The organism is Rhodanobacter sp. 7MK24 (assembly GCF_014842995.1).
Lineage (GTDB): Bacteria > Pseudomonadota > Gammaproteobacteria > Xanthomonadales > Rhodanobacteraceae > Rhodanobacter_A.
The window spans coordinates 85,522-107,366 of record NZ_JACYXL010000002.1 but is presented as its reverse complement, the minus strand read 5'-3'; the positions used below and the strand labels follow the sequence as shown (position 1 = coordinate 107,366).

Annotated in this window: 22 protein-coding genes; 14 read left to right on the top strand and 8 right to left on the bottom strand. The window is 65.8% G+C overall.

Annotated elements, in window-relative coordinates:
* Positions 1 to 30 precede the first annotated feature (30 nt).
* From IHE49_RS05325 to IHE49_RS05310, 5 genes are all read left to right on the top strand, one after another.
* Positions 31 to 519, top strand: coding sequence for a DUF2244 domain-containing protein (locus IHE49_RS05325; protein WP_192155660.1), 489 nt, complete (start codon positions 31 to 33; stop codon positions 517 to 519).
* 107 nt (positions 520 to 626) lie between these two features.
* Complete coding sequence (gene coxB, locus IHE49_RS05320) at positions 627 to 1,490, top strand: cytochrome c oxidase subunit II (RefSeq protein ID WP_192156078.1); 864 nt, start codon at positions 627 to 629, stop codon at positions 1,488 to 1,490.
* A gap of 79 nt (positions 1,491 to 1,569) precedes the next feature.
* Entirely contained in the window at positions 1,570 to 3,183 is a 1,614-nt protein-coding gene (gene ctaD / locus IHE49_RS05315; RefSeq protein ID WP_192155658.1) for a cytochrome c oxidase subunit I, read from the top strand.
* 18 nt (positions 3,184 to 3,201) lie between these two features.
* On the top strand, positions 3,202 to 3,336 hold the full coding sequence (locus tag IHE49_RS18580; protein WP_255523410.1) for a hypothetical protein: 135 nt from the start codon (positions 3,202 to 3,204) through the stop codon (positions 3,334 to 3,336).
* 77 nt (positions 3,337 to 3,413) lie between these two features.
* Positions 3,414 to 4,301: a cytochrome c oxidase subunit 3 gene (locus IHE49_RS05310; RefSeq protein WP_192155656.1), complete on the top strand. Its 888-nt coding sequence runs from the start codon at positions 3,414 to 3,416 to the stop codon at positions 4,299 to 4,301.
* Positions 4,302 to 4,535: 234 nt separating this feature from the next.
* On the opposite strand, the gene IHE49_RS05305 is transcribed toward IHE49_RS05310, so the two are convergent.
* On the bottom strand, positions 4,536 to 4,751 hold the full coding sequence (locus IHE49_RS05305) for a twin transmembrane helix small protein (protein ID WP_192107600.1): 216 nt from the start codon (positions 4,749 to 4,751) through the stop codon (positions 4,536 to 4,538).
* A gap of 56 nt (positions 4,752 to 4,807) precedes the next feature.
* On the opposite strand from IHE49_RS05305, the gene IHE49_RS05300 reads away from it, so the two are divergent.
* The 7 genes from IHE49_RS05300 to IHE49_RS05270 all read left to right on the top strand — a co-directional run bounded on the left by IHE49_RS05300 (position 4,808) and on the right by IHE49_RS05270 (position 13,806).
* Positions 4,808 to 5,542 (top strand): SURF1 family protein, encoded by a 735-nt coding sequence (locus IHE49_RS05300; RefSeq protein WP_192155654.1) that lies wholly within the window; start codon positions 4,808 to 4,810, stop codon positions 5,540 to 5,542.
* Between the two features lie 16 nt (positions 5,543 to 5,558).
* Positions 5,559 to 6,131, top strand: a complete 573-nt coding sequence (locus IHE49_RS05295; protein WP_192155652.1) for a hypothetical protein — start codon at positions 5,559 to 5,561, stop codon at positions 6,129 to 6,131.
* On the top strand, positions 6,131 to 7,294 hold the full coding sequence (locus IHE49_RS05290; RefSeq protein WP_192155650.1) for a COX15/CtaA family protein: 1,164 nt from the start codon (positions 6,131 to 6,133) through the stop codon (positions 7,292 to 7,294). Before IHE49_RS05295 ends, IHE49_RS05290 begins: the two co-directional genes overlap by 1 nt.
* Positions 7,291 to 8,190, top strand: a complete 900-nt coding sequence (gene cyoE / locus IHE49_RS05285; protein ID WP_192155648.1) for a heme o synthase — start codon at positions 7,291 to 7,293, stop codon at positions 8,188 to 8,190. The genes IHE49_RS05290 and cyoE overlap by 4 nt, the downstream gene beginning before the upstream one ends.
* Positions 8,191 to 8,946: 756 nt before the next feature.
* On the top strand, positions 8,947 to 9,147 hold the full coding sequence (locus IHE49_RS05280) for a hypothetical protein (RefSeq protein ID WP_192155646.1): 201 nt from the start codon (positions 8,947 to 8,949) through the stop codon (positions 9,145 to 9,147).
* A 177-nt stretch (positions 9,148 to 9,324) separates the two neighbouring features.
* The gene (mgtA, locus tag IHE49_RS05275; protein WP_192155644.1) at positions 9,325 to 11,967 is read left to right on the top strand and encodes a magnesium-translocating P-type ATPase; all 2,643 of its coding nucleotides are present in this window, start codon (positions 9,325 to 9,327) and stop codon (positions 11,965 to 11,967) included.
* A gap of 177 nt (positions 11,968 to 12,144) precedes the next feature.
* Positions 12,145 to 13,806, top strand: coding sequence for a Na/Pi cotransporter family protein (locus IHE49_RS05270; RefSeq protein ID WP_192155643.1), 1,662 nt, complete (start codon positions 12,145 to 12,147; stop codon positions 13,804 to 13,806).
* Positions 13,807 to 13,810: 4 nt separating this feature from the next.
* Here IHE49_RS05270 and IHE49_RS05265 read toward each other — a convergent pair whose 3' ends face one another.
* From IHE49_RS05265 to dnaG, 3 genes are all read right to left on the bottom strand, one after another.
* The gene (locus IHE49_RS05265) at positions 13,811 to 14,725 is read right to left on the bottom strand and encodes a hypothetical protein (protein WP_192155642.1); all 915 of its coding nucleotides are present in this window, start codon (positions 14,723 to 14,725) and stop codon (positions 13,811 to 13,813) included.
* 140 nt (positions 14,726 to 14,865) lie between these two features.
* Entirely contained in the window at positions 14,866 to 15,486 is a 621-nt protein-coding gene (locus IHE49_RS05260) for a DedA family protein (protein ID WP_192155640.1), read from the bottom strand.
* A gap of 97 nt (positions 15,487 to 15,583) precedes the next feature.
* Positions 15,584 to 17,368, bottom strand: a complete 1,785-nt coding sequence (gene dnaG / locus IHE49_RS05255) for a DNA primase (protein WP_192155638.1) — start codon at positions 17,366 to 17,368, stop codon at positions 15,584 to 15,586.
* A 134-nt stretch (positions 17,369 to 17,502) separates the two neighbouring features.
* On the opposite strand from dnaG, the gene IHE49_RS05250 reads away from it, so the two are divergent.
* Positions 17,503 to 18,138, top strand: coding sequence for an N-acetyltransferase (locus IHE49_RS05250; RefSeq protein ID WP_225578199.1), 636 nt, complete (start codon positions 17,503 to 17,505; stop codon positions 18,136 to 18,138).
* A 528-nt stretch (positions 18,139 to 18,666) separates the two neighbouring features.
* Here IHE49_RS05250 and IHE49_RS05245 read toward each other — a convergent pair.
* The 3 genes from IHE49_RS05245 to rpsU all read right to left on the bottom strand — a co-directional run bounded on the left by IHE49_RS05245 (position 18,667) and on the right by rpsU (position 19,825).
* On the bottom strand, positions 18,667 to 18,837 hold the full coding sequence (locus IHE49_RS05245) for a DUF1328 domain-containing protein (protein ID WP_192155636.1): 171 nt from the start codon (positions 18,835 to 18,837) through the stop codon (positions 18,667 to 18,669).
* Between the two features lie 163 nt (positions 18,838 to 19,000).
* Positions 19,001 to 19,447: a GatB/YqeY domain-containing protein gene (locus IHE49_RS05240; RefSeq protein ID WP_192155635.1), complete on the bottom strand. Its 447-nt coding sequence runs from the start codon at positions 19,445 to 19,447 to the stop codon at positions 19,001 to 19,003.
* A 162-nt stretch (positions 19,448 to 19,609) separates the two neighbouring features.
* Positions 19,610 to 19,825, bottom strand: coding sequence for a 30S ribosomal protein S21 (rpsU, locus tag IHE49_RS05235; protein ID WP_192107573.1), 216 nt, complete (start codon positions 19,823 to 19,825; stop codon positions 19,610 to 19,612).
* 135 nt (positions 19,826 to 19,960) lie between these two features.
* Here rpsU and tsaD point away from each other — a divergent pair, with 135 nt between their 5' ends.
* Entirely contained in the window at positions 19,961 to 20,983 is a 1,023-nt protein-coding gene (gene tsaD, locus IHE49_RS05230) for a tRNA (adenosine(37)-N6)-threonylcarbamoyltransferase complex transferase subunit TsaD (protein WP_192156074.1), read from the top strand.
* A 100-nt stretch (positions 20,984 to 21,083) separates the two neighbouring features.
* Here tsaD and IHE49_RS05225 read toward each other — a convergent pair whose 3' ends face one another.
* Complete coding sequence (locus IHE49_RS05225; protein WP_192155633.1) at positions 21,084 to 21,803, bottom strand: pseudouridine synthase; 720 nt, start codon at positions 21,801 to 21,803, stop codon at positions 21,084 to 21,086.
* Positions 21,804 to 21,845: the final 42 nt, after the last annotated feature.

The window sequence follows — 21,845 nt, the reverse complement described above, 5'->3', positions numbered from 1 at the left end:
ATCGAAGCGCTCTTGGCACGCCGGATCTCCATGATCGTGCTACGACCAGCCGCCGCCGGCTTGCCCCGCGTGTCGATATGGCTTAGGCCCAATCGCACGCTCAGCCGGCGCGGGCTGCGTCGGCTCATCATGCTTCTGGTGGTGCTGGCGCTGGCTGTCGCCGTTCTGGGTGCGTGGGTGGGGAATGTGTTCGCCCCGCTGTTCGCCCTGGTCGAGTCGGCTGCCGTGGCTGTCGCCTTGCGCGTGGCCTGGCGGGTCGGCCGCCGCGGCGAGCGCATCATCCTCGACGAAAGGTCGCTGGTGGTGCAGTCGCTGCCGGGGCGCCGCTGCGTGCGTTTCCAGTCCTGCTGGGTGCGCGTGCGGTTGGACGAAGGGGATAACGGATGTCATCGCCTGCTGCTGTCGTCGCACGGGCGCGAGCTGGAAATCGGCGGGTTCCTTGCCGAACAGGAACGTGTCGAGCTGTTGCGGAAACTCAAGCTGCTGCTGGGCGAGGTCAACGGCCAGCTGCGCGGATAGGTTCAACAAAGGGCGAGAGCATGACATCTGGCAGCATCAGGACTGACGGGGCCGAACCGGGCCGCGGGCTGGGCATCAAGCGCGCCGTCGCGGCGGCCTTGGCGCCCATGCTGGCGCTGTGCGCCGGCATCGCGCAGGCCAACCCCGAACCGGGGCAGCTCAACATGACGCGCGGCGTGACCACCTGGTCGGGCGAGCCGTATTTCCTCAACAACGTCGCCCTCGGCGTCTGCGTCGTCATCGGCATCGTGGTGTTCGGCGCGATGTTCATCGCCATGTTCCGCTTCCGCAAATCGCGCGGCGCGGTACCGGAAAAGTGGTCCCACAACACCACGGTCGAGATCATCTGGACGGCGATCCCGGTGCTGATCCTGATGGCGCTGGCGTGGATGGCCACCGGCGGACTGGTCTCGTTCGCGGACACCACCGGCGCGCAGATGACGATCAAGGTCACCGGCTACCAGTGGAAATGGCGCTACGACTACGTCGATTACCAGGGCAAGCCGGTCAGCAAGGTCGGCTTCATGTCCCGACTCGACGAGCTTTCCGACAAGACCCGCCAGCTGGGCTCGGGCATGGATCCGTACGCGGTGAAGACCGGTAACGAGAACACCTACCTGCTCAACGTGGACAAACCGCTGGTGCTGCCGATCCACACCAAGATCCGCTTCGTCATCACCAGCGAGGACGTGATCCACTCGTGGTGGGTGCCCGCGTTCGGCTGGAAGATGGATGCCATCCCGGGCATCGTCAATTCGGCTTGGACCAATATCAACGAGGCTGGCACCTACCGTGGCCAGTGCGCCGAGCTGTGCGGCCAGGACCACGGCTTCATGCCCATCGTGGTGAAGGCTGTTTCGCAGGAGGATTTCAACAAGTGGCTGGCGGCGCAGGAACAGGCGAATGCGCCGGCTCCGGCCGCAACGCCGGCAGCCGCCTCCACCGCCGCCGCGCCGGCCGGCCACGGCTGATCCACCGCGAAAGCATCCCTATTCCGGAGAGCGGCCGCCCGCGGTCGCGCCATCGACAGACTTAAGGCAGAGGTGCGCAATGGCCCACGAAGCCACCCACGATCACCACGACCACCACCACGCGCCGCAGGGCTTCTTCCAGCGCTGGGTGATGTCCACCAACCACAAGGACATCGGCACGCTGTACCTCGTCTTTTCGTTGACGATGTTCTTCATCGGCGGCAGCTTCGCGATGGTGATACGCGCCGAGCTGTTCAAGCCGGGGCTGGACCTGGTGCAGCCGTACTTCTTCAACGAGATGACCACCATGCATGCGCTGGTGATGATCTTCGGCGCGATCATGCCGGCCTTCGTGGGCCTGGGTAACTGGATGATCCCGTTGATGATCGGCGCGCCGGACATGGCGCTGCCGCGCATGAACAATCTCTCGTTCTGGATCCTGCCGTTCGCCTTCGCGCTGATGCTGTCCACGCTGTTCCTGCCCGGCGGTGGCCCGGCCGGCGGCTGGACGATGTATCCCCCGCTGTCGCTGCAGAGCAGCTCGCTGGCCTACGTGGTGTTCGCGATCCATCTGATGGGCATCAGTTCGATCATGGGTGCGATCAACATCATCGCCACCATCCTCAACATGCGCGCGCCAGGCATGGATCTCCTGAAGATGCCAGTGTTCGTATGGAGCTGGCTGATCACCGCGTTCCTGCTGATCGCGGTGATGCCGGTGCTGGCCGGCGCGGTGACCATGCTGCTCACCGACAAGTATTTCGGTACCAGCTTCTTCAACCCGGGCGGTGGCGGCGACCCCGTGCTGTACCAGCACGTGTTCTGGTTCTTTGGCCACCCCGAGGTGTACATCATGATCCTGCCCGCGTTCGGGATCATCTCGGAAATCGTGCCGACCTTCGCGCGCAAGCCGATCTTCGGCTACCGCGCGATGGTGTACGCGATCGCCTGCATCGCCTTCCTGTCGTTCATCGTGTGGGCGCACCACATGTTCGCGGTGGGCCTGCCGCTGGGCGCGGATATCTTCTTCATGTACGCCACGATGCTGATCGCGGTACCGACCGGCGTGAAGGTGTTCAACTGGGTGGCGACGATGTGGGGCGGCTCGATGACCTTCGAGACGCCGATGCTGTTCGCCGTCGCCTTCATCATCCTGTTCACCATCGGCGGCTTCTCCGGCCTGATGCTGGCGCTGGTGCCCGCCGACTTCCAGTACCACGACACCTACTTCGTGGTGGCGCACTTCCACTACGTGCTGGTGACCGGCGCGGCCTTCGCGATCATGGGCGGCACGTACTACTGGCTGCCGAAATGGACCGGCCACATGTACAACGAGTTCTGGGGCAAGGTGCATTTCTGGTGCAGCGTGGTGTTCGTGAACGTGCTGTTCTTCCCGCAGCACTTCCTGGGCCTGGCCGGCATGCCGCGCCGCATCCCCGACTACAACGTTGCGTTCGCCAATTTCAACATGATCAGCTCGATCGGCGGCTTCCTGTTCGGCGCATCGCAGCTGATCTTCCTGGGCGTGGTGGTGCACTGCGCCTTCTTCGCCAGGAAGAAGGCCGCCGACCGCGTGTGGGAAGGCGCCAAGGGCCTGGAGTGGACGGTGCCGTCACCGGCGCCGCACCACACGTTCGAAGTGCCGCCGGTGGTGCGCGACGAAGAGCTCGCGCACGGCCACGTGGACGATTGACGCGGGAGGCACAGGCACATGACCAGCCAAGCAGCAAACGGACAACTCGGGCCGAAGCATCGCCACGGCGTGCGCCGCACCGTGCTGGTGCTGGCCATCGTGGTCGGCGCGTTCTTCCTGTTGCCGTTCGTGCAAATTTTGTTGATGAAGTAGTCGCGGCGGTTCACCGCCACATTGGGTGAAGCGGTCGCGGTTTTGCCGCTTCACGGGAAACTCCACGGAGTCTCAGCATGTCCCAGCAGCACGACGTCTACTACGTACCGAGCAAGAGCCAGTGGCCCATCGTGGCCGCGGTGGTGATGTTCCTCACCGTGTTCGGCGCGGCGCACTGGTTGAATGCGGAGCCGGGTGATACCGGTTTCGGCAAGACGGTGATCGCCATCGGCGCGGTCGGCGTCCTCGGCATGTTCTTCGGGTGGTTCCGCTCGGTCATCAAGGAGTCGCTGGCCGGCAACTACAACCACCAGGTGGACACCTCGTTCCGCATGGGCATGATGTGGTTCATCTTCTCCGAGGTGATGTTCTTCGGCGCTTTCTTCGGCGCGCTGTTCTACATCCGCAACTTCTCGGTGCCGTGGCTGGGCGGCGAGGGGCACGGTGTGCTCACCCATCAGTACCTTTACGAAGCCTACAGCGGCTCGTGGGGCGTGGCAGGTGGCAATGGCCCGCTGCACGTCGGGGGCGCCTTCAGCGTGGTGCAGCCGTGGGGCCTGCCGCTGTTGAACACGCTGATCCTGCTCACTTCCAGCGTCACCGTGACCATCGCGCACCACGCGCTGCGTGCCGGCCACCGCGGCAGGATCCTGCTGTTCCTCGGCCTCACCGTGCTGCTGGGCGCCACCTTCCTGTATTGCCAGGCGCACGAGTACATGGAGGCGTATAAGGAACTCAATCTCACCCTGCATTCCGGCGTGTACGGTTCCACCTTCTTCATGCTCACCGGTTTCCACGGCCTGCATGTGACGCTGGGCACGATCATGCTGGCGGTGATCTGGTGCCGCGTGCTGAAGGGCCACTTCAACAAGGAACACCACTTCGGCTTCGAGGCCGTGGCGTGGTACTGGCACTTCGTGGACGTGGTGTGGCTGGGCCTGTTCCTGTTCGTCTACATCCTGTGATTTGACGCGACATCCTGTCGCGGAGAGCGAAAGTCAAAAGCCGGACATCCATGGCCTGACTGTTTTGACTTCATGCGACATCGTGTCGCGGAGGGCGAAGATCAAAAACCGACCGTCCATGGCCGGACTCTTCATGAGAAGCCTCGCCACGGATCGAGTTCGAATACAGGAAGCCCGCCAATTGGCGGGCTTCTTCGTGTTGCGGGGAAACAGGCGGTGCCTGGGCAGCTACAATCACTGGCCCACGTCGTGCGGTTGCAGCCAGCCCATCCAGATGCCGAACACGACCATGCCGATCAGCAGCAGCGAGAGTGCGATGCGGCGCGTCAGCGCCCAGGCCATGCGCTTGTCGTCGTGCTTGTCGGTCATCATGTAGTACAAGGCTTGGCCGAGGCTGAAAATCACCACCAGCAACACCACCACCACCGCGTATTTGTAGATGGGGCCCACGTGATTGATCCGGTCGATTCTGTTGCATCGAGTATAGCGACCGGGGCGCTCGCATCGTGCTAGTCGGGTTTCGCCGTCCACCGTGGTGGGCCATTGCGCTCACTGTTGCCGCGACGGTGCTTTTCGTGCGGCTGGGCTTCTGGCAATTGCATCGCGCCGAGTTCAAGGACGACCTGCTGCGACGCTATGCCGCGGCTGCCGTGGCCGCTCCGCAGGAATTCGATCTGGTGGCGCTGCAACCGCCGCCGGACGCCTATCCCCGCGTGCAGGTGCGGGGGCGCTATCTCGCGAATCGCACCTATCTCCTCGACAACCCGAAGCACGACGATCTCGGTGGCGTCGAGGTCTATGTGCCGTTCCAGCCGCAAGGCGGCGATCGTCTGCTATTGGTGGATCTCGGCTTCCTGCCCGGCAACGGCACCGCCGCAACACCGCAGCTGCCGCCGTTGCCGCAAGACGAGCAAAGCCTGCGCGGCCTGTACCTGCCTCCGCCGGGGCACGGCATCGAGATGGGCGGCAATGCATTGCCGCGGCAGACGCAGTGGCCGAAGACGACGATCTATCTCGATCTTGACCAGGTTGCGGGCGATCTGGGCGACAAGCTGTACCCGCGCGTGCTGGCACTGGATGCCGATCCGTCCTCGATCTACGTGCGCGTGCATGCGCTGGATTTCGGCGACATGCCGCCGGCACGGCATCGCGCCTATGCGTTCCAGTGGTTTTCCTTCGCCATCGCCGTGGTGGTGATTCTGTTGGCGCTGAACCGCAAGCGCGGTTCGCGCCGTTCCTGACTTAGAGCGTGTTCCGATGAATGCTGTCGATCCCGTCGCGCTGCGCAAGAGCCGCCTGAAGCTGTTGCTGGTCGCTTCGATTTTCGCCGCCCCCTTTGTGCTGGCGATGGTGCTCACACTGGCCGGTTGGCAACCAACCGCAAAGGGCAATGGCCTGCCGGTCAGGCCGCAGCGCAACTTCGCGCAAGAGCAGGTGCCTGTGCGTCTCGCCGATGGGAGCACGTGGGCATGGCGCGACAGCGAGCCGAGGCTGACCCTCGTCGCGCTGCCCGGGCCCGATTGCGCCGCGCGCTGCTATGGCGCGCTGACCGCCATGGCCAAGGCGCGCGTGATGCTCAACCGCAACCAGTCGCGGTTGCGCCTGTTGTACGTGGGGACGCCGCCTGCCGATGCGCGGCAGCGCGAGGGCATGGCGAACTACTGGAAGATCGGCGAGGACGTGGGCGGCAAGCTGGCGCCATGGCGTCCGGGCGAGCCGGACAGCGTGGGCGCTCTGCTGGTGGAATCCGATGGCACGGCGCTGGCGAGTTATCCTGCCGGCTTCGACGCCTCCGGGCTGCTCCAGGATATGCAGAAGGTCATCAAGTGATGTCGTTGCAAGTGGGAAAGATGCTGCGCTGGCTGTCGGTGCTGGCGGCCGTGTTCGCGTTCGGTCTGGTGATGTTCGGCGCTTTCGTGCGCCTGTCCAATGCCGGCCTGTCCTGTCCGGATTGGCCCACCTGCTACGGCGAGGCGACCTGGCCGCAGCATGCGCAGGCGGTGGCACAGGCCGACGCCGCGTTCCCGAACCGCCCCTACGAGGCGCACAAGGCCTGGCGTGAACAGGTGCACCGCATGCTGGCCGGCACGCTGGGCGTACTGGTGCTGGGACTGGCGCTGGTCATTTCCTGGCGCGACCGCAGTACGCGCGTGAAGGTGATCGCGGGCGCCGTATGTGCGGCGATAGGCGTGACGCTGTACATGCGTGGCGATTACGTGGTATCGGCGTCGTTGTCCGCCCTGGCGATCATGTCGCCGACGCTGGGCGCATGGCGTCTGCGCGGCAGTGGTGCGCAGCGGATCATCGTGCTTGCGCTGGCCGTCATCATCTTCCAGGCCATGCTGGGGATGTGGACCGTGACCCTGTTGCTGAAGCCTGTCGTGGTGACCGGCCATCTTCTGGGCGGCATGACCACGTTCGCGTTGCTGGGCTATGCAGCGGTGCGTTTTGCCGGGGTGGGTGCGGCTGATGATGCGTTGGTCGGCCTGCGCAGACTGGTGATCTTGGGCATCGTGCTGCTGGCCTGCCAGATCGCACTGGGTGGCTGGACGTCGTCGAACTACGCGGCGCTGGCCTGCGGTTTCGGCGACGCGGCTTTCCCGCAGTGCCTGGGTCAATGGTGGCCGCATGGCGACTACCATCAGGGCTTCATCCTCTGGCGCGGCATCGGCGTGAATTTCGAAGGCGGCATTCTCGACCAGGACGCGCGCACCGCGATCCAGATGGTTCATCGCATCGGTGCGCTGGTGGTGTTCTGCTACCTCGGCTGGCTGTCGCACAAGCTCGCGCGGCGGGGCTTGCGCTGGTATGGCATCGCGGTGGGCGTCGCGCTGGTCTGCCAGGTTCTGCTGGGCATCAGCAACGTGCACTTCGGCCTGCCGCTGCCGGTGGCGACCGCGCACAATGGCATGGCGGCGCTGCTGCTGTTCACCCTGGTGGCGGCATTGGCGCGCACGCAACGCCAGCCTGACCTGCGCGGAGTGCTGGCATGAGCATGCTGGGCGAATACCTGCAGCTGACCAAGCCGCGCGTGGTCGCGCTGCTGGTGTTCTGTGCGGTGATCGGCATGTTCCTCGCGGTGCCGGGGATTCCGCCCTGGCGCGCGCTGGTATGGGGCACGCTGGGGATCTGGCTGGCTTCCGGTTCGGCCGCGGCATTCAACCACCTGATCGATCAGCGCATCGACAAGCTGATGACGCGCACCGCACGACGGCCGCTGGCCACCGGCCATCTCAAGCCTTGGCAGGTGCTGGTGTTCGCCATCGCGATGGGTATCGTCTCGATGCTGGTGCTGGCGCTGCTGGTGAACGGCCTCACGGCGTGGCTCACCTTTGGCGGCCTGATCGGCTACGCGCTGGTGTATACGGCCTATCTCAAGCGCGCCACGCCGCAGAACATCGTGATCGGCGGCCTCGCGGGTGCGATCCCGCCGGTGCTGGGCTGGACGGCAGTCACCGGTGCGCTGCATCCGTTCGCGCTGCAGTTGTGCCTGATCATCTTCGTATGGACACCGCCGCACTTCTGGGCGCTGGCGATCTTCCGCCGCGAGGATTACGCGCGCGCCGGCGTGCCGATGTTGCCGGTGACCCACGGCGTGGCCTACACGCGCTGGCAGGTGCTGTTCTACACCGTGCTGCTGGTGCTGGTGACCCTGCTGCCGGCGATCACCGGGTACAGCGGCTGGCTCTACCTTGGCGGCGCGGTGGTGCTGGGGGTGGGCTTTCTATACTACGCGATCCGCCTGCTGAGGCCGCCGGACGAGTTCTTCGCGATGCGGGTGTTCAAGTACTCCATCATTTACCTGATGGCGCTGTTTGCTTTTCTGCTGATAGACCACTGGGTGGCTGAGCCGTTGCGGCATGGCCTTGTGTTCCAGCGGCTTGGTTGAGAGGCTGCGCGGAACATCCGGCCCTGCGGCTCCTGCGGGCGAGGGATGTTTCGTTATCGCAAGGAACAAAGCGGTTTCGGACGCGCGCGGCACCCGGGTTCCTTCTCTTTGCGAGTCCACGCCACCGCAGATGCGGTGGCAAACGGCGAAGCTGGCCCGAAGGTCGGAAAGCCGGATGCACGGAGCAGAGAGAAGTGCGCCATGGAAGCGGCCTGGTTCAATCCACCGGAACGGCAAGCAGCTTGCGTCTGGGTTCGGAGGCAAGTCCGCCTATGCGATGGAGGTCGCGGCCACAGTGCCGTATCCGGGAACTGAGGTTTTATGTGCGCCGTCCCGGCGCGCGCCGGACGCAAGCGTGGCGTGTGTAGCGCATTGAAGAGGCGCTCCACGAGTGGCAGATCAGATGTGCCGGCTCCGATCATTGCCGCTGAGCGCAGAAGCCGATGGCATCAAGGGATTCTGATTGAGCCACAGCCGCGGATTCATCTTCCATGCGTTGACTCGGTCGCCGTTGCACCGCAAAATAGCCAGGTCGCGCGACTGTGTCATCGTCGCCGGCATCCTGTCCTGACTAACCAAGGCATATGGACGTTTACCCTAGTCGCAACGTCGACATCCGCTCGCATCGGGTGCCGGCAATGCATAACAAGCTGAACGCCTGCGGCAGTCGCCAGCGGTCGGCCGGTCTTTTCCTCGACTAGGAAACGCCGGCCCATCCTCGACGGCGTCGCACGCCGCAACCGAGGAGATGGGCCCATGAAGCTCCTTCGCGATTTTTTCCGCCTGCGGACTCCCCGCCGCAGCCTGTCCGTCGCACGCCGCGATGCGCGCCGCCGTGTCTATGTGGTGACCGTGCCGGCGCCGCTGACCACGCCTGCCGCCGAGCCGCAACGCAAGGCCGAGGCGCGTGCCAGCGCGCCGTTGTCGTCACCGCGTCATCTGCAGCTGGCTCACTGATGCACGCGCGCGTGCCCCGCAGGTGCTGGCCTCCGCCAGTGCGGCGGGTGCGCGGTTTGCGTCCGGCGACCTGCCTGGTCGCCGCGAGCCATCCATCCGGCGTTCCGTCCAGCTAGCCCGGCTCCTGTGCCGATACGCTGCCGCGGCGCGCGACACCAAAAAGAACGGTAGCGATCCATGAGCAAGTCTTTCTCCCGCTCGACCGTCAAGGCTGCGGCCACCGCGCATGTGCCCGCGGCGCAGGAAGCGTTCCGCGACAACGACAGCCTGCTGGTCATGCTCGAGACTTCGCTGCACGGTCTCGACGAGGAGAACATCACCGAGCGGCTGGATCGCGACGGCGCCAACGAGGTGTCGCACGAGAAGCCGCCGCACTGGTCGGTGCAGCTGCTGCGTACCTTGAAGAACCCGTTCATTCTGGTGTTGTTGATTCTCGCGGGGGTGGAGCTATTCACCTCGCCGGACGATCCCTCCGGCCCGATCATCATCGGCATGATGGTGGCGATCAGCGTGGTGCTCAGTTTCACGCAGGAGTACCGCTCCTCGCGCGCCGCCGAGAAGCTCAAGGCGATGGTGCGCAATACCGCCACGGTCACGCGCCGCGCCTCGGACGGACACAGCGAGCGGATCGAGGTGCCGGTGGGTGAGCTGGTAGTGGGCGACATCGTGCACCTGGCGGCCGGCGACATGGTGCCTGCGGACCTGCGCCTGCTGACCGCGAAGGACCTGTTCATCAGCCAGGCCATCCTCACCGGTGAATCGCTGCCGGTGGAAAAGGCCGCGCCGGCGCAGGTGCACACAGCGGTAGGCGGCGCGCAACAAGACAGTCCGCTGGATTTGCCCACCATCGGCTACATGGGTACCAACGTGGTGTCCGGTACCGCCACTGCCGTGGTGGTCGCCACCGGTCCGCGCAGCTACCTCGGCTCGCTCGCGCACAGCATGACCGGCCAGCAGGTGCAGACCAGCTTCGACCTCGGCGTGCGCAGCGTGAGCTGGCTGCTGATCCGCTTCATGCTGGTGATGGTGCCGGTGGTGCTGGGCATCCAGTGGTACAAGCAGGGCTTCCTCAATGCGCTGACCTTCGCCCTGTCGGTGGCGGTGGGCCTGACGCCGGAGATGTTGCCGCTGATCGTGACCGCGAACCTCGCCAAGGGCGCGATCGCGATGTCCAAGCGCAAGGTGGTGGTGAAGCGCCTCAACGCGATCCAGAACTTTGGTGCGATGGATGTGCTGTGCACCGACAAGACCGGCACGCTCACGCTGGACAAGATCGTGCTGGAGCGCCACCTCGATCTCGATGGCGAAGACTCGGAGGACGCGCTGGAATACGGCTACCTCAACAGCCACTTCCAGACCGGCCTGAAGAACCTGATGGACAAGGCGGTGCTGTCGCATCGCGACCTGGAGCCGATCGTCGCGCGCTACCGCGTGGTGGACGAGATCCCGTTCGACTTCCAGCGTCGCCGCATGTCGGTGGTACTGGCCCACGGCGGCGACGGCCAACACCTGCTGGTGTGCAAGGGCGCGGTGGAGGAAATGCTTTCCATCTGCTCCACGGAGCGTCGCGATGACCAGATCATCCCGATGACCGACGCGCGCCGCCAGGAAATCAAGGCGATGACGCACCACCTCAACGAGGACGGTCTGCGCGTGCTGGTGGTGGCGATCAAGCAGGAAGAGCCGCACAACCGTGCCTATGGCGTGGCCGACGAGGCCGGCCTCACGGCGGTGGGCTGCCTGGCCTTCCTCGATCCGCCCAAGGACACGGCGGCCACCGCGATCGCGGCGCTGCATCACCACGGCGTCGAAGTGAAGGTGATCACCGGCGACAACGAGGCGGTGACGCGCAAGATCTGCCGCGAGGTGGGCCTCGACGTGGCGCACTCAGCGCAAGGCCGCGACGTCGAGCCGCTGGACGACGATGCGCTCGACGAACTGGTCAGGCGCACCACCGTGTTCGCCAAGATGTCGCCGCTGCAGAAGGCGCGCGTGGTGACGTCGCTGCGGCGCCAGGGCCATACGGTGGGCTTCCTCGGCGACGGCATCAACGATGCACCGGCGCTGCGCGAGGCGGACGTGGGCATCTCGGTGGATACCGCCACCGACATCGCCAAGGAATCGGCGGACATCATCCTGCTGGAAAAAAACCTGATGGTGCTGGAAGAGGGGGTGCTCGAAGGGCGCGTCACCTTCGGCAACATCATCAAGTACATCAAGATGACGGCCAGCTCGAACTTCGGCAACGTGCTGAGCATGATGGTGGCGAGCGTGTTCCTGCCGTTCGTGCCGCTGCTGCCGCTGCAGATCCTGGTACTGAACCTGCTGTACGACATCTCTCAGCTGTCGATCCCCTTCGACCGCATGGACGAGGAATACCTGCGCAAGCCGCGCAAGTGGGATGCCAGCGACATCGGACGCTTCATGTTCTGGATCGGCCCGACCAGCTCGATCTTCGACATGACCACGTTCGCGCTGCTGTGGTACGTGTTCGGTGCGAACGGTCCGGCGCATCAGGACCTGTTCCAGTCCGGCTGGTTCATCGAGAGCCTGCTGACCCAGACGCTGGTGGTGCACATGATCCGCACGCGCAAGATTCCGTTCCTGCAAAGCGTGGCGGCGGCGCCGGTGCTGGGCCTGACCACCGCGATCATCGCGATCGGCATGGTCATTCCGTTCACCGCCATCGGTGCCAAGCTCGGCATGGTGCACCTGCCGGACGACTACTTCGGCTGGTTGGCTGTCACTGTTGTCGCTTACTGCGCGCTGACACAGCTGGTGAAGGTCATCTACATACGCCGCTTCGAGCGTTGGCTTTGAGCTGACTCCCGTTCCGCCGAGGAGCAGGAAACATCCTCGCCGTTTGCCCCGGGGCGCCCCGGGGCATGGCATCCACGGGCGCTTTCCCGCGCGCTCCCGCCGTTGCAAGCTACATTCGGCGCGAACATCACAAGGGGCGCCGGCTCATTCCGCGCCCGATCCCATTCGGAGTCCATCATGAAAGGAACCCTGATCCTGCTGGATATCGCAGGCTACGTGGCGCTGTTGCTGTGGGGCACGCACATGGTCACCAGCGGCGTGCTGCGCGGCTATGGCAGCGCGCTGCGTCGCTGGCTGGGGCGCTACCTCAGCCACCGAACCGCCGCGTTCTGCTTTGGCCTGGGCATGACCGCGCTGCTGCAGAGCAGTACCGCCACCGGCATGATGGCCACCTCGTTCGCGGCGAACGGTTTCCTCGGCCTGGTGCCGGGGCTGGTGGTGATGCTGGGCGCGAACGTGGGTACCACCCTGGTGGTGCAGCTGCTGTCGTTCGATGTCGCCCTGGTCGCGCCGGTGCTGGTGCTGCTCGGTTTCATGGTGTACCGGCGTAGCGACGATGCGCGCTTCGAGAACCTGGGCCGCTGCGCGATCGGCCTGGGCCTGATGCTGCTGGCGCTGCACATGCTGGTGGTGTCGATGGCGCCGGTGGAAGACACCGCGCTGCTGCGCACGGCGCTGCACAGCCTTGCCAGCGAACCGGTGATGGCGATGCTGGTGGCGGCCCTGCTCACCTGGGCCTGCCATTCCAGCGTCGCGGTGGTGTTGCTGATCGTCTCCCTGGCCACCACCAACGTGGTCGATGCGCAGGGTGCACTGGCACTGGTGCTGGGCGCGAACCTCGGCGGTACCTTGCCGGCCTTGCTCGATGCCAGCACGCCGGTCGCGCGTCGCCTGCCGCTGGGCAACCTGCTGGTGCGTGCATTCGGCTGCGTGATCTGCCTGCCGCTGCTGCATCCGATCACCACGTTGTTGGCGCACCTGGGCGATTCGCCCGCGCGCATGGTGGTGAACTTCCATACCGCGTTCAACCTTGTGCTGGCGCTGCTGTTCATCCTGCCGGTAGAGCGGCTGGCGCAGTTGCTGGTACGCCTGCTGCCCGAACCGCCGAAGCCGGCGGACGCCGGCGTGCCGCTGTACCTCGACGAAGGGGCGCTGGACGCCGCCAACGTGGCACTGGCCAACGCCGCACGCGAAGCCATGCGCATGGCCGACATGGTGGAGAACATGCTCAAGGGCCTGGTCGAGGTGTTCGGCAAGGACGACCGAGCCCGTGCCGCGGCGGTCGGCGGCAAGGACGCCGTCCTCGACCGCCTTGGCGTGGCGATCCGCGAATACCTCGCCGAACTGGCCAACGAGGCGTTGAACGACGAGGACGGCGAGCGCAGCCAGGAGATCCTCGGCTTCGTCATCAACATCGAGCACGTCGGCGACATCACCGCCAACAACCTGATGGAGTTCGCCGCCAAGAAAGCCGAGCGCGGGCAGGATTTCAGTGCCGACGACATCCAGGACCTGGCGCGCATGCACGGGCAGGTGATGGAAAGCCTGCAGCTGGCCTGGGCGGTGTTCCTGCGCAGCGACGTGCGCGCGGCGCAGCAGCTGGTGGCGCGCAAGGAGGTGCTGTGGCGACTGGAGAACGAGATCTCCGAGCGGCACATCCGGGCCCTGCGCGAGCGCCGCGACGACGGCGGTGCAGGCGATGTCTATCTGCGCATCCTGCGCGACCTCAAGCGCATCCATTCGCACCTGGCGGCACTGGCCTATCCGGTGCTGGAGCGTGCCGGCCTGCTGCAAGGCCGCCTGCGCGATGCCGCGCAGGCGGGTACGGCATCGGGCTGAGGGCTCAGCCGGCGGGGCGTACGTCCAGCGTCATCGCGTGGAAGTCCATCGTCACCACGCTGTGCGCAAAGAGCGGGTTGCCCACGGTGGCCTCGAACAGGCCATCCGGCTGGTGCACCGGGTTCTTGCCCGAGCCGACGAAGTAGACCGTGGGATTCGCCCCAAGCAGGCGACGGTCGGCGAAACCCAGGTTGTGGGCCGTCGAACTCAGCATCTCGACCCCGCCGTCGGTGAACTCGAACAGCTTGGGCGTGCCCTGTTTGTGCAGATCGAGCCCGGCGAGCGCGGCGTCGTAGACCACCATGGTGCCGGTATACATGGTGTCGATCTGGGCATGCACCGGATGGCCGTCGACGGTGAAGGGTGCGCCGACCACGATGGGCGGCCCGTAGTGGCCAAAGTGGATCAGTTGCAGGGTCCCGGCGCTGTGCGCGGCTACGGTGCCGGAGGCGACGGGCGCGGAAATCCGCAGCAGATGATGCGGATAGTCGATCTGCAGGACGCGATCCTTGAACGCGGTGTAGGCCAGCGTGCCTTCGGCCGGCAGGTGGGCAGGGCCGAAACTCGCGGGGCCGGTCACGGCAAACTCCACTTCGAGCGGCGTCTTGCCCAGCGTGAGCACGTGCTGCCCGCCGTCCTGGAAGCCCGGCAGTGGCTTGCCGTCACGCAGCACCGGCGTGGATTGCCATCCCATCGACTTGGCGGCGCTGGTCAGCATGATCGAGGCGGTGTTGCCGGTATCCAGCGCCAGCGTGCGCGGCGGCCCGCCGTCGATGCCGGCCTGGAAGCAGATCATGCCGTTGCAGTCATGGAAGGGTACGACGGCGGCGAATTGCGTGGTGGCGTCGGCGGCGCAGAGTGACGTCGTCAGCGGCATCGCGGCGAGTGCGGCGAGGGCAAACAGAATCCTTCTGGACACGGTCAGTACTCCTGCGTGGGGGAGCTGACAGTTCAGTGCGGCGGCGCCAGCGGCGCCAGTGCGGGAAGTCATCGGCGATCGCGCGGCGGCGCCGACGGCCGTGGTCCGCATGATCGGGTGCGGGGTGCCCCGGACGGGACTCAATCGTCCTGGGTGATGCGCTGGCGGCGGTGCCGCCACCACAGCCATAGTGCGAACAGCAGCGCCAGGCCGGCCAGCAGCCACATGCTGTTCTGGCCGCGCTGCATCCACGTCATCAGCCACACGTGGTTGTCCGCGCCGAAATAGCCCAGGTATACCCATACCGGCACGCTGATCAGTGCGGCGACGGCGTCGATCAGCAGGAAGCGCAGCAACGACACCTGCCGCGTGGCGCCGGCCGTGGCGTAGATGGTGGTGCGCATGCCCGGCAGGAAGCGGGCGACGAACAGCACGCGATTGCCGTAGCGCGCGAACTTGTGCTGCACCACCTCGTAGCGCTCCGGGGGCAGCACGCGCGCCACCCATCGCCATTTCAGCATGCGCGCGCCGTAATGGTGGCCGAGCAGGAACACGGTGGCGTCGCCCAGCAGCACGCCGACCATGCACAGCGCGAACATCACGTGCACGTTGGCGTAGCCGAGCCCGGCGATCACGCCGCCGGCGACCAGGGTGACGTCTTCCGGCAACGGCAGGCCCAGGCCGCAGATCGTCAGCGCGATCCACACCGCGACGTAGCCGTTCTCGGCGAAGATCGTGATCAGTCGTTCAAGCAGATCCATCAGCGTCCCTGCGGGGCGTGCAGCATGCGTCGCGGCATGATCCCACACACATGTGCGACAAGCTTTCCGCAATGCGGCGTCCGACCGGCACGCGCACTCATTCCGGCACCGCAGCGGGCCGCACGCGCGCTGCCAGCAGCTCGCGCAACTCGGCCTTCTCGGCATCGTCCAGCGGGCCGTTGCGCATTTTCGCGTGCAGCGTTTCGCGACGCAGCGCCACGGCCTGTTCGTCCATGCGCAGCAATGCCTCCATGAATTCGGTGCGCTGCGCTTCCGGCTCGCCCACCACGGCGGCGGCCATCAGTTTCTGCAGCGCAGGGTATTCCGCGCGCTCGGCGAAGTGCTCCACCAGCATCGCCGGGTTGATGCCGGGGCGGCTGCGCGCGAGATCGAGCAGTTCGGCGAGCAGGGGTACGCCAGGCTTGTCCAGCCGCAGGAAGCGGTAAGGCTTCTCCACCTGGTCCGCCATGCCGGGCTGGGCCAGCAGCAAGGCGATGGCACTGCGCACCAGCGAACGTTGCGCGGTGGCCGCAGGGCGTTGCGCCTGTGCGGGAGGACTGGCTGCGAGACGTGCGCTCGCACCGCTGCGCCGTTCCAGTTCCTGCGCCATCAGGTCGCGGAACGCGCCGTCGGGCAGACGCGCGATCAACGGCCGCGCACGCTCGGCGAGGCGCGCACGGCCATCGAGACTGGCCATGTCCACGTCGCGTGCCAGCTCGTCGAAGAAATAGTCGGAGAGCGGCGTGGCATTTTTCAGGCGTTGCTCGAAGCCGTCCTTGCCCTCCTTGCGCACCAGCGTGTCCGGATCTTCGCCTTCGGGCAGGAACAGGAAGTACGCCTGGCGCCCGTCGCGCAGTCGCGGCAGCGCCGCATCCAGCGCCTTCCAGGCGGCGGCACGGCCGGCGCGATCGCCGTCGAAGCAGAACACCACGTCGGGCGCGGCGCGGAACAGCAGCTCGGTGTGCTCGGGCGTGGTGGCGGTGCCCAGCGTAGCCACCGCGATCGGCAGGCCGGCCTGGTGCAGCGCGATCACGTCCATGTAGCCCTCCACCACCACGATGCGCTGCAGGTTCGCGTTGGCCTGCTTCACCTGCCACAGTGCGAACAGTTCGCGGCCCTTGTGGAACAGCGGTGTCTCGGGCGAATTGAGGTATTTGGGGCCATCACTTTTGCGCGCGTCCTGCGCGCCAGCATCAGGAGCCGGCGATCCATCGCCGGACTTTTGAATGATCCTTCCTCCGAACGCTATGACACGGCCGCGGCGGTCGAGGATGGGGAACATCAGCCGCTCGCGGAAGCGGTCGTACTTGCTGCCGCGTTCGCCGCTGGAAACCATGCCGGCTTCGGTGAGCAGCTCCATGCGCCGCGGGCTGTTGCCCAAGGCCTTGATCACGCCGTCGTAACCGGATGGCGCCCAGCCGAGGCGAAAGTCCGCGATGGTTTTCGGGTCCAGTCCGCGCTTCCTGCAATACGCCTGTGCTTCGGCGCTCTTCGGCAACTGCCCCTGGTACCAGCCCGCGCAGGAATCGAGCAGGGTGTAGAGGTCGGTCTTGTCCTCGCGCGGGCGATCGTCGCGGCCGCCTTCGCGCGGCACGGTGAGGCCCACCGACTGCGCCAGTTCCTCCACCGCGTCGGGGAACTCCAGCCGCTCGTAGTCCATCAGGAACTTGATCGCACTGCCGTGTGCGCCGCAGCCGAAGCAGTGGAAGAACTGCTTGGCAGGGCTGACGTAGAACGAAGGCGTGCGCTCGTCGTGGAACGGGCAGCACGCCGTCCACTCGCGTCCGGCCTTCTTCAACGGCACGCGCCGCTCGATCACGTCGACGATGTCGACGCGGGCAAGCAGTTCGTCGATGAAGCTGTCGGGGATCAGGCCGCGCATAGGCTGGGTAGTTTAGGCCATGGGGGCGAAGCGGCCACGCATGGGTGGCGAGCCGGCCAATCTGCACGAGGAAGCGCGGAAATGCCGGCATCGCTGGTTAGCATGCAGAGGGCTTCGGTTGGTAGAGGCGAGCGATGGTGGACATTCCGGCGATGCGCTTCCGTGCAGCCAAGTTCCAGGATGCGGCCGCCGCTGTACCGCTGATCCACAGTTCCGGTCCCGCCGCGTTCGACTACGTCTTCGCGGTGCCCGGGCGGAGCACGGCGCTGGCCTTCCTGCATCGGGCATTCGTCGACGGCGCGGGCGAATTCGGCTGGCGCAACCATATCGTGGGCGAGCTGGAAGGCGTGGTGGTGGCGGTCGGCGCGGGCTTCGGTGGCGAGACGGCGCTGACGTTCACGTTGGCGGCGGCACGCCAGATCCTTATGCATTACGGCCCGCGCTATGCGCCGGGTGTGATCGTGCGCGGCCTCAAGGTGGAGCGGGTGATCCCGCCGCCCTCGCGCGGCATGCATTATCTGGCGCATCTTGGTGTATCGCCCATCCTGCGCGGGCAGGGCATCGGACAGGCCTTGATCGACGAATTGATCCAGCGTGGCGTGCAAGGCAGTCGCAAGCGCATGGTGCTGGACGTGGCGACGAGCAACCCGCGTGCGCAGGCGCTGTACGCGAAACTGGGGTTCGAGGTGACGGTCGAGCGGCCATCCGCACTGGCCAATGCGCAGGGCACGGTGCCGGGGCACCGGCGGATGGAGCGCTTGGCGGGCTAGGTTCTTCTTGCTTTCCTCAGAGGGGAAGGGTTGAGGTAAGGAGCGAACCTCACGATGTCCTTCTATCGCCTGAGTTAAGCGGCGGCGAAGCCGTTCGCCTTGAACAAACAGTTAGGCCGCATTTGTGAGGCAGCGGCTGAGTATCTGAGCCTTGCAGTACGGTCCCTCGCTGCTCAGATCATGCTGTGGAGCATCGAACTGCACCCAGTAAAGGTAATCTACGCCTTGCACCGTTTGAATAGTTTCCGAAGTGCTGGATATGACGCCACGAAAATCGTTGCGCCAGCCACTGCAAGTCGCTGAAACGAGGACTCGCGTGCCGATGGCGAAAGCTTGTTTCATCGCGTATGGACTGTATGGGTCGCTCACTTGGGTCCTCCTTACTGCCTAACTAGAGCGTGCTCGATCAAAGGTGTTGCGAGCATCCACCTCTCATCCCAACCTTCTCCCCATAAAGAGAGAAGGGGCGCGCAGGTCGGGTGTGCTTGCCTGACAGCGGGCTTGGTGGTGCGACGCTGCTTCCAGGCGCTACAGGATATGGAACACCCCGATCACGGCCAAGACGGCGATCAGGAACAGGATTAGGAAGATCGCGAACAGGAATTTGGCGATGGTGGCGGCCGCGCCGGAAATGCCGCGGAAGCCGAGCAGGCCGGTGACCAGTGAAATGATGGCGAAGATGATGGCCCACTTGAGCATGCGTTCCTCCTGCGGCCATGGGCCGCGCGAATGGGTGCCGGGCGTGGCCCGACCCTTTCGCTTGTAGCAATGCATTCGTGAATGCGATGCATGTGGATAGCGGCCCGTCGCCGCCATCGGCAGGCTGCCGCAGCCATGGCTGCGGTTGCCCTGGCTAGCGGTTTCAGGCAGCCAGTTTCGCCTTGATCCGTGCAGAAACCTTGCCCATGTCGGCCCGGCCGGCGGCCTTTTCCTTCACGGCGGCGACCACCTTGCCCATGTCGCGCGGCGAGCTGGCGCCGGTGGCGGCGATGGCTTCGGCGATCAGCGCGTCCAGTTCGGCGTCGTCGAGCTGGGCAGGCAGGTAGGCTTCGATCACCGTCATCTCGGCGCGTTCGACCTCGGCGAGGTCCTCGCGGTTGCCGGCAACGTATTGGCTCACCGAGTCCTTGCGCTGCTTGAGCATCTTCTCCAGCACGGCCAGGATCTGGGCGTCGTCCAGCTCGATGCGCTCGTCCACCTCGCGCTGCTTGACCGCCGCGAGGATCAGCCGGATCACGCCGAGGCGATGCTTGTCGCCGCCGCGCATGGCGGCCTTCATGTCGTCGGTGAGTTGCTGCTTGAGCGTCATGGCGGGCGTCCCGATGGGTGGATTGGCGATTCTACGGAAACGACAAGACCGGCGTTGCCTTGCGGCAACGCCGGTCAGTCGAATCCGGATGCGTGCGGCGGCAGCGAGGGATCGCGCCAGCCACGTGTCCTGCCTATGCGGCGCGGAGGCGCCGCGGCGAACTCAGTACAGCCGGGTCTTGCGCGAAACGTCGCGCGACAGACGGCGCAGGTGGCGCTTCACCGCGGCAGCACGCTTGCGCTTGCGCTCCTGGGTCGGCTTTTCGTAGAACTCGCGCTTGCGGGTTTCGGCCAGGACGCCGGCCTTTTCGCAGGTACGCTTGAAACGACGCAGCGCGACCTCGAACGGCTCGTTCTCGCGGACTTTGACGTTGGGCATGGATACTCCGGGTGTTAATCTGTCCCGATTCCGGGACTGTGAATACAGCGAGCCGCGAAGTATACCGTGACCGACGAGAGATTTTCAAAGCCCCAGCCCGAAGCCGCGACCCGCCTGCCCGTGGCGGGCAAGCCGGTGCTGGGCATCGAGACTTCCTGCGACGAAACCGGCGTGGCGATCCTGCGCTGGGAACCGGCCGCCCCGGGCGGCGGCCTGCTGGCCCACGCCCTGTACAGTCAGATCAAGCTGCACGCCGACTATGGTGGCGTGGTGCCGGAGCTGGCCAGCCGCGACCATGTGCGCAAACTGCTGCCGCTGGTGCGCGAAGCGCTGGCCGAGGCCGGGATGACGCCGGCCGACCTGGGCGGTGTGGCCTATACCGCCGGCCCCGGCCTGGTCGGCGCCCTGCTGGTAGGGGCGGCGGCCGGGCGTGCGCTGGCCTGGGCGCTGGGCGTGCCGGCGATCGGCGTGCACCACATGGAAGGTCACCTGCTGGCGCCGCTGCTGGAAGAAGACCCGCCGCAGCCGCCCTTCGTCGCCCTGCTGGTTTCCGGCGGCCACTCTCTGCTGGTCCAGGTGAAGGCCATCGGCGAATACACCATACTCGGCGACACGCTGGACGACGCCGCCGGCGAGGCCTTCGACAAGACCGCCAAGATGATGGGCCTGCCATATCCCGGAGGCCCGGCGTTGGCCAGGCTGGCCGAGCAGGGCAGGCCCGGCGCCTTCCGCTTTTCGCGGCCGATGACTGACCGGCCGGGGCTGGATTTCAGCTTTTCCGGGCTCAAGACGCAGGTGCTGCTGGCCTGGCAGCAGTCCGACCAAGGCGAGCAGACCCGCGCCGACATTGCCCGCGCGTTCGAGGAGGCCATCGTCGATACCCTGGTCATCAAGTGCCGCCGCGCGCTTGAGGCCGCCGGTGCACAGCGGCTGGTGATTGCCGGCGGCGTGGGCGCGAACCGCCGCCTGCGGGCGGAACTGGCTGCGGCCGGCGAAAAGGACGGTTTCCGCACCTACTTCCCGCGCCTGGCGTTCTGCACCGACAACGGCGCGATGATCGCGCTGGCCGGCGCGATCCGGCTGGCCAGCGGCCAGCATCAAGGCGAAGCGGTCGAGGTGCGTCCGCGCTGGAATCTGGAAGAGTTGCCCGCCGCCTGATGTTCGCCTTGCAGGAACGCACCCTGTGCGCGATGCCCTGGCGCTTGATGAAACCAAAAACCATCGCGCACAGGGGGGCGCTCCTACAGGAAGCCCCAGGTCACCACTGCGTGCGGCCCGGCAGTAACCCTTTCAGTTCCGCATCGGTGAGGTTGCGCCACTGGCCGGGCTTCAGGTGGCCGAGCTTCACGTTGACGATGCGCACACGGCGCAGCTGGGTCACGCGGTAGCCGAACGCCGCCGCCATCAGGCGGATCTGCCGGTTCAGGCCCTGCGTGAGCACGATCGCGAAGCCGAACTTGGCGATCTTGCGCGTGCGGCAGGGTTTGGTCATCTGGCCGTGCACGCGCACGCCGCGCGCCATGCCGGCGAGGAATTCCTCGGTGACCGGCTTGTTCACCGCCACCAGGTATTCCTTCTCGTGGTTGTTTTCCGCGCGCAGGATCTCGTTGACGATGTCGCCGTTGCTGGTGAGCAGGATCAGTCCTTCCGAATCCTTGTCCAGGCGGCCGATCGGGAAGATGCGCTGCCGGTGGTCGACGAAGTCGACGATGTTGTCCTTCACCGTGGCGTCGGTGGTGCAGGTGATGCCAACCGGTTTGTTCAGCGCGATGTAGGCGGCTTTCTTGGCGGCTGGCGTGGCGGCGAGGATGCGCGCCTTGACTAGCTCGCCGTCCACCCGTACCTCGTCGCCTTCCAGCGCCTTGGCGCCGGTGCCGACCACCTCGCCGTTGATGGTGACGCGACCCGCCACCAGCCATTCGTCCGCCTCGCGGCGGGAGCACAGGCCTGCTTCGCTGATGTATTTGTTGACGCGCATGGAGTGGAGTATTTCCGAGACCTTCAATGCCGTCATTCCGGC